This window comes from Armatimonas sp., assembly GCF_031410135.1.
Classification (GTDB): Bacteria; Armatimonadota; Armatimonadia; order Armatimonadales; family Armatimonadaceae; genus Armatimonas.
This window is the reverse complement of record NZ_JANNYP010000189.1, coordinates 1-7,055: the sequence shown is the minus strand read 5'-3', so window position 1 is coordinate 7,055 and position 7,055 is coordinate 1. Positions and strand designations below refer to the sequence as shown.

The 7,055-nt window shown below is 52.6% G+C and carries 7 protein-coding genes; 5 read left to right on the top strand and 2 right to left on the bottom strand.

The window, feature by feature from the left end; genetic code table 11:
- The 3 genes from RMO15_RS06845 to RMO15_RS06840 form a co-directional block, all read left to right on the top strand.
- Positions 1 to 1,572: hypothetical protein (locus RMO15_RS06845; RefSeq protein ID WP_309709659.1), on the top strand; the 1,572-nt coding region annotated here is incomplete at its 5' end.
- Between the two features lie 424 nt (positions 1,573 to 1,996).
- Positions 1,997 to 2,287, top strand: a complete 291-nt coding sequence (locus RMO15_RS33200) for an SEC-C metal-binding domain-containing protein (RefSeq protein WP_369016087.1) — start codon at positions 1,997 to 1,999, stop codon at positions 2,285 to 2,287.
- Positions 2,284 to 3,450 carry a cyclic nucleotide-binding domain-containing protein gene (locus tag RMO15_RS06840; protein ID WP_309709656.1) on the top strand — a complete coding sequence of 389 codons (1,167 nt, stop codon included), beginning with the start codon at positions 2,284 to 2,286 and terminating at the stop codon, positions 3,448 to 3,450. Before RMO15_RS33200 ends, RMO15_RS06840 begins: the two co-directional genes overlap by 4 nt.
- Positions 3,451 to 3,453: 3 nt before the next feature.
- Here the strand turns inward: RMO15_RS06840 and RMO15_RS06835 are convergent, their stop codons facing one another.
- A complete protein-coding gene (locus tag RMO15_RS06835) occupies positions 3,454 to 4,611 on the bottom strand; it encodes a tyrosine-type recombinase/integrase (RefSeq protein WP_309709653.1) in 1,158 nt (385 codons plus the stop codon).
- A gap of 531 nt (positions 4,612 to 5,142) precedes the next feature.
- Between RMO15_RS06835 and RMO15_RS06830 the strand changes: the two genes are divergently transcribed.
- Positions 5,143 to 5,745 carry a ParA family protein gene (locus RMO15_RS06830; RefSeq protein ID WP_309709651.1) on the top strand — a complete coding sequence of 201 codons (603 nt, stop codon included), beginning with the start codon at positions 5,143 to 5,145 and terminating at the stop codon, positions 5,743 to 5,745.
- Between the two features lie 18 nt (positions 5,746 to 5,763).
- Positions 5,764 to 6,063 (top strand): hypothetical protein, encoded by a 300-nt coding sequence (locus RMO15_RS06825; protein ID WP_309709648.1) that lies wholly within the window; start codon positions 5,764 to 5,766, stop codon positions 6,061 to 6,063.
- A gap of 296 nt (positions 6,064 to 6,359) precedes the next feature.
- Here RMO15_RS06825 and RMO15_RS33195 read toward each other — a convergent pair whose 3' ends face one another.
- Positions 6,360 to 6,791 (bottom strand): YcxB family protein, encoded by a 432-nt coding sequence (locus RMO15_RS33195; RefSeq protein WP_369016086.1) that lies wholly within the window; start codon positions 6,789 to 6,791, stop codon positions 6,360 to 6,362.
- Positions 6,792 to 7,055 lie beyond the last annotated feature (264 nt).

Here is a 7,055-nt window from a genome sequence, read left to right as displayed (position 1 = left end):
GTAAAAGTAGAAAAGGAAGAGACTATGGCCTGGAAATATGACACAAGCAAGAAGCGGATAGAGAAGTACCGAGATGGTCTCGGTGAGATTACGATTGAGAAACTCAAGAAAGAAGCGGATCTACAGACGCTCCTGACCCCCACAAACTGCCGAGAGATTTATGGAGCGCACACGTATGTGCATGTCTCGAACTTTGCGAAGCTCGCCTCCGAAGAAATTAACGATGAGGACAAGTACAAGGGCTTCATCCGGATGGTGCATATCTACCAGCGTGAGGTGGGCCACATTGTCGAGGATATCTTTGGCGGGGTTCGCATTCATTTTCAGGGAGCCAAGGTTCATACGCTCTTCTATCGCCCAATAGATGACGGTGGTAAGATTGCCACTAAAGCAATCTTACTTCAACTGGTACTCAAAGACTTTGTAAAAAGCGTCTTTAATCCGACGTTCAAAGACTACGATAATTTTGAGATTGCAGGCGGCTCTGATATAGGGAATGCCATCGGCACAAAGAATGGTAAAAATGGCGACCGTGAGCTCTTGTTTCTTGGTGCCCCGGCAAACTATGCGGCAAAGATCATCAACGATCACGGGCAGCTCCGTCTCACCAAGCGGGTCTACGATAAGCTCCCAAAGAACCTGAAAGACGTATGCAATGAGGTTTCTGGGGAAGATGATCTCTATCAAGTTAAGGCTGTGTCCCAATCGGATCTTGATGCGTTACTAAAAGAGTATGACATTGCTTGGGATAGGGACAAGAGTCAGAAGCGCCTCGATGCGGACCTCGATCTGTTTAAGATCACTGATATCAAATATAGCTCCGCTACAACTCTTATTGACATTGATGAGCTTGGAATCAAAAATAACAAGCGCGTCCAAGCCGCCTCGGTTTTTGGCGATGTGACGGGCTTTACCAAATACATTGACGATGCAACGACCGATACCAAAAAGAAAGAGTGTCTGAAAAACTTCCATGTCATCCGAAATGAGATGGCTCGCGTAGTCACTGAAGACTTTGAAGGTGTACGTGTCCAGTTCCAGGGAGATCGTGTTCAAGCTATCTTTCATCTGCCCGAGAATACAAACAGTGATATTGCCGCCACTGCGGTAGATGCCGCAGTGGCGCTACAGTCCTCCATGGATAAAACACTCCAAGACTGCCTAACCGGTATTTCCAGCCTCAAGATGGCAGCGGGAGTAGATATGGACACAACTTTGGTGACCAAACTTGGTGAGCGTGCTCACCGTGACCGTATCTGTCTCGGAAAACCTGTAGAGACCGCAGCGAGCAAAGAAGAAAAATGCGATGGCGGAGATATTGGCATAACTAAAGCAGTTCTAGATGAGCTTCCAGAGCGCCTAAAAAAGCACTTTTCATGGGACAAATCTAAAGGTTGCTATGTAGCTTCTGGTCTTACTACGGACAAGGTAACGAACGCCGAGAAAGCAGCTTCCTACAACGGAGGGTGTGCTCTCGCGGTTGTATCTGCTGGTGCCGGAGTTGCAGTCGTAAAGGCTTCGGAGGCGGCAAACGCCCGCCCAATCACTCCTCCGAAGTCCTACGGAGCCTAGTATGAGATACTGTGTACCAGTTCCGAGAAAGGCCGAGCCGTGGTATCTAAAAGACGGCGGGAAACGATTAGCTAGCGATCAGCTTGCCATTGCCGAGTCTTACCCAGGGCTTACTTTTCGGACGGATGTACACAAGCGGCGCTGCTATCTTGAGGGGGAGATTGTTCATGTCTCTCCCTGTGGCACACCAACTCGCATTCAGATTCGCCTAGAGTTCCCGAGAGCCTATCCGGATCAAGAGCCGCTCGTTTATGAGACAGGGCATCATTTCCCCCATATCGCAGACCGCCACTTTTACTGCACTGGGCGTTGCTGTCTCTGGATTGACGAGGAGTCTACGTGGCTTACTGACCAACAACAAAGCCTGAAAAACTTCTTGGATGGAGTCGTTGTCTTTTTTGACCGACAAATCGTCTATGACTCGATGCCAGTGTCAGAGCGGCGCTGGCCGGGCGGTGAGCGCGGTCATGGGGTCGTGGGCTATTTTCAGTACGCGCTGGATCTCGTAGGAGGCAATGTGGCACTCCTTTTTCAACTACTCCCCATGACCAAGGGCGGGCATGGACGATTGCGAAACAAGGCATGTCCCTGTGGATCAACCAGAAAGTTCAAGCGGTGCCATCTTCATACGGTCGAGAATATTGCTAGATCAATTAAGCCCTCACATCGTCAGTGGCTCATGCAAGGAATAAAAGACGCAGGGGTGGCATTATGAGAATAACTGAGCCGTTTTCGCGAATCATTGCGAAAGCCCAGTTTTTCGGCACCCTACCGTTCAAAACGAGGACTTTAAGAAACTCTGTTTTGATTCGTGAAAACGGCTCAACTGTAGATAAATCCTATTACGAGGGCTACGAAGGACATCGTCGCCTTATTCAGGTATTGGGGAACTCTTCTGTCTTGCGGGGCATTGGGCATATTGCTCCTCAGCTTGCTGATGTCGCTGTGCTCCATGACTATGCACCAGGTGCGACGCTCATGGAGCAAGGCGCTGACGATGATGACATCATTTTTCTCCTAAAAGGAAAGGTCTCTGTTCGAGTTAATGGCGTAGAGGTAAATACTCGATGTGCAACAAAAGCAGAGCATATCGGCGAGATGTCTCTCATTCATCCTCCAGCTCATCGCAGCGCATCCATCATCGCCCTAGAGCCTACGATTGCAGCAGTTATCTCTGAGCCCGCATTTTCTAAGCTTGCCAAAAAGCATTCAACACTTTGGCGGAATCTGGCCCTTGAACTCGCGGAAAGACTTCGCCAGCGCAACGCTCTAGTACCAGACCACTACACAATCACAAATAAACAACGTCCCATTATTTCTTTGACCGATCCAGACTGGCTGCAGGTGATTGAAGCATTAAAAAATATTGAGCCAGCATTAAAAAGATGGACTTGGGAGGATGATTTCAAAGGAAGTCGAACACCTATTAAATGGGATATTGAAAACGAATATCATGTTCAGAACTTACTATACACGGTACTCAGACCTATTTTCCCAGATCTTCTGGAAGAAGAATGTATCGAATCTACCGGACATAAACACCCTCGACTCGACTTATTTATTCCTTCATTAGATTTAATAATTGAAGCTAAGTTTGTACGCAAAGGTGATCCTTTTTCAAAAATCACTGAAGAATTAGCCGCTGATGCCACATTGTATAGGAAAAAGAATAGCGGAACCAACAGACGGGTAATCGCTTTTATATGGGATGATTCATGTCGCGTTCAGCATCATGCAACTTTGAGCCAAAGTGTCCGCAGCATGCCAGGTATTGATGATGTGGTAATTATCTCCCGTCCCGGTAACTTTTCACGCGAGACAAAAGCGAATACAGATGGGGGAGCGCCTTCAACTGACATTGCCCCTTTGCCAACTTGAGTCCTACAGCCCGACTTCCGCTGCTGCATTTTCTCTAAAGAGCGATCCCTCTCGGATGTAGCGTCGCAGGATCGGCAGGCTCTTGTGGCCCGTCTGCCCCTGGATCACGCGCTCGGAGACCCCCGCCATCGCCGCCGCTGTTGCCAAGCCCGCCCGAAGCGAGTGCCCCGCGTAGCTTGCCGCATCCACTCCCGTCGCCGCCACTGCACGCTTCACGACCAGAGCTACCGTCCGGTCACCCAGTCGCCCCTCCAGAACCTTGCCATGCCGATTGACCTGCCTAAAGAGCGGCCCCTCCGTGATCTTCGCTCTTACCTTCCAAGCTCTCAGGGAGCGCACGGGGCAGGTTGCCAGCTTGGAGCCGTAGGGAATGCCTATCTTGCGTCCTTGCCCTTCTTGATCGGTCTTGGAGCGCCGTATGGTGACGACCAGACCATCAGCGGCCTCGACCACATCAGCGACATCGAGGCCCACCAGCTCGCTCCTTCGCATCGCCCCCGCAAAGCCCAGCAGCAAGAGCGCCCTATCCCGGCAGGCGATCAGGCGATCTCGCGGCTCCTCGTTTTCTCCAGCCTCCTCGGGCTCTTTTTCATCTTGGGGCAACTTTAGTTTTTCGGGAGCACTGTACGCTAAGGAAGCCCCCTCTTGGGTTTTGGTCTCTTTGGCTGCCTTTTTAACATCAACGACTTCCTTGGGGAGGTGCTCCATCATGGCGCGTAGGTCTGGCATAAGCACGGGAGCCTTGCCTTGGGCAGCGACTCCCTTACTTCTACGGATTCCCTGCCAAGTGGCGCGAACGATGGCGGTCTTCGTGGGGCTGTCGTCGTAGCCCGCTGCGGCGTGAGCCTGGGAAATGCTGGAGATCCTGCGCTGGATGGTGCTTGTCTTGAGCCCTCGCGCCAGGTGCGTAATATAAAGCGCCACGGTCTCCGAGCTCGCCGGGAGCGATTCCCGTCTCTGGAGCTTGCACCAGTCGGTAAAGTCCTTCCAGTCACTGGTGTAGGCTCGGATGGTGTTCTTTGCCTTGGCGTCCTGGATGTAGTCCCGCGCCTCCTGCGTCAGCTTGGCGATTTCAGCCAGCTCTCCAGCGGTCTCGACGAAGGGCACGAGCTCGCCCCGCGGCACTCCAAAGCTCGCGTTCTCGTCGTTTCCGTTCTCCATAAACGTAAGTTCGCCACCCTTGCCTATCCTTCCTTCTAGCTACCGATAAGCAGGTGTTATCGGTAACTAGAAACGACCATCTCCCCACTTGGAAAATCGCCCCGACGCTGCCTGGCTCTCCGATTTTAGCGATTTGCCCCTAGAAGCCTCCAGAAGGCGATTCTAGGGGCAGTAGCTCCCGGAAAGGGAATCGCTACACCCAGAAGACAGTAGAAACGGCCAAAATGGGGCATCCGGTAACAGGACAGACTGTCCTAGATCAGACAGTCTTAGAAAAATCAGTGTCTTTAGGTTCTATTTTATCTGGTATTCTGGCATGGCTTTCTGGCTATCTGGTCTGTAAATCTGGCATACCAGTCTGGCATTCTGGTTATATGGTATACTAAAGCCACGAAATTACCCCGGATACGGCCTCAAGGTTGTGCCGAGCACGCGGCGCTGGGAGCAGAGCTTTTTCGGGGCAGCTCGCGTAGAATCGCCCCAGAAGGAGCTGTAGCCAGAACGAGGGCTCTGAGGGAAGGATAGGCAAGCATGAAAATCATTACCATCACGGGCTACAAGGGGGGCGTCGGAAAGAGCACCGTCGCCGTTCACCTCGCCGCGTTCTTCAGCAAGAAGGGCAAGACCGTTCTCGTAGACGGTGACCCCAACCGAACGTCCGTCGCCTGGGCGGAGCGCGGTTCCCTCCCCTTCGAGGTCGTGGACCAGCGCCAAGCCATGAAAGCTGTCGCGGGCGCGGACTTTATCGTCATCGACACGCCAGCTCGCCCTGACTCCGACGACCTCAAGGAGCTGGCCAAGGGCTGCGACCTGATCGTGCTCCCCACCGCACCCGACGTGCTGAGTCTTCAGCCCATGCTGGAGACCTGCAGAGCGCTTCCTGGAGCCAAGTACCGGGCGCTGCTGACCATCGTGCCGCCCCACCCCAGCCGCGAGGGGGAGATCATGCAGGGAGAGCTGCGCCAGGCGGGTATCGAGGCCTTCGATGCCATGATCCGCCGCACTGTGGGCTTCCCCAAGTCGGCACTGGCTGGCACCACCGTGGAGACGCTCGACGATCCAAGGCAGAAGGCGGCATGGGGCGACTTCGAGAGTCTCGGCAAAGAGATCCTCACTCTCTTGGAGAGCGAATAGGAAGGGAAGGGACGAGCTATGAACAAGCCAAACGATACGAACCGGCCACGATACGCGGATATTATCCAGAAAGCGCGAGAGTCGGAGGCAGCCGAGCAGGAGCCGGAAGTAGCAGCGATTGCCTCGCTGCCAGATAGCCAGAATACCAGATTACAGAACGAGGCTCCTGGTAAGGTAGTTGAGGAGATGGTGAACCTATCGATCCGGGTGCCTAAGCGCCTCAGGATGCACTGGGTAGCCGAGGCCAAGCGGCACGACACCAGCATCACCGCCGTGATCACCGAGGCGCTCAACGCCAAGTTTGGAACACCCGGATAGTTTTCCCGAAGCGTTCTGGGAGTCGTGTAGAGGCCGACGAAACAACCAGCAGGAACTGGGGAGAAGACTTACAGAGGCAAACACTTCTCTTTTCGTCCTTGAGTCATGTCACCCTTTGCGAAACGACGGTCAGGGACGAGTTCGGAAACGTTGCCCGGCTCCTAAAAATGAGATGCCATTGTTGGAGGCTCTCCCGGGGAGCGTTTGCCAAACTCTCGTTTGCGTTCGTAAACTTTAATTTCAGGACACAGCGAGGTTTGAAGAGGATGGTAGAGGTTCCGATACCAACCTGATTGTCAGGTTTGATCTTTACTCTGATACCAAGCTGACTTTAGAGGAGTTGGTGGTGCATTTTGTCCTAGGCGGAAACTCTCTACCTGGGCTAAAAATTCGGCTTGGTGCTGGGGGCTGCTGAATGCGTGTTTTGGAATCAACAAGTAATCTAACTTCGAAGTGCGTAAGAAGATGTATCCAGGCGTTTCTACTATAGATTCTACTGCTGACCAGAAGCAAGTCTCTGTACCCAGCGTGGAACGTGTGACCAAGCCATCCTGTGTAAGCTCGTAACTGTACTCTCCGAGAATCCCCTTACCCTCACGAAGGCGGATGGCACGGCGAATGCTCACTCGAATATCTCTGGAACGTACTACTGAATCCAGGATTCTGAATAGAACACAGCCACCCCCGATCAAGGCCGCAAGCCAGAACAGAGATTGGGGGGCAGGCATCCGCCCCATAACCAAGCTTGTCCAAACCATCAACCCCAAGCAGCCTCCCGCAATCACTCGAAAACGCCTAAACCTACTCCAGAGTTGCTTTCCATCGAGAGTTCGAGCCAACTCTTGGTTCGCTTGGATCAGGTTTGTTTCGGTGTTTTCAAAATGTAGCGTCATGGGGCATCTCTCTTGTGGGGTCGTGGTTCTCATCAAGTTTGTAGCTTTCTTGGATTGACAATATCTTTGCGGAAACGGCGCAAGCACTCTCGATTATAG

Bases quoted from the DNA above. Each gene is read 5' to 3' on its own strand.
- RMO15_RS06825 (WP_309709648.1), top strand. From the start codon at position 5,764: ATGAACAAGCCAAACGATACGAACCGGCCACGATACGCGGATATTATC.
- RMO15_RS33200 (WP_369016087.1), top strand. From the start codon at position 1,997: ATGCCAGTGTCAGAGCGGCGCTGGCCGGGCGGTGAGCGCGGTCATGGG.
- RMO15_RS33195 (WP_369016086.1), bottom strand. From the start codon at position 6,791: ATGCCTGCCCCCCAATCTCTGTTCTGGCTTGCGGCCTTGATCGGGGGT.
- RMO15_RS06830 (WP_309709651.1), top strand. From the start codon at position 5,143: ATGAAAATCATTACCATCACGGGCTACAAGGGGGGCGTCGGAAAGAGC.
- RMO15_RS06835 (WP_309709653.1), bottom strand. From the start codon at position 4,611: ATGGAGAACGGAAACGACGAGAACGCGAGCTTTGGAGTGCCGCGGGGC.
- RMO15_RS06840 (WP_309709656.1), top strand. From the start codon at position 2,284: ATGAGAATAACTGAGCCGTTTTCGCGAATCATTGCGAAAGCCCAGTTT.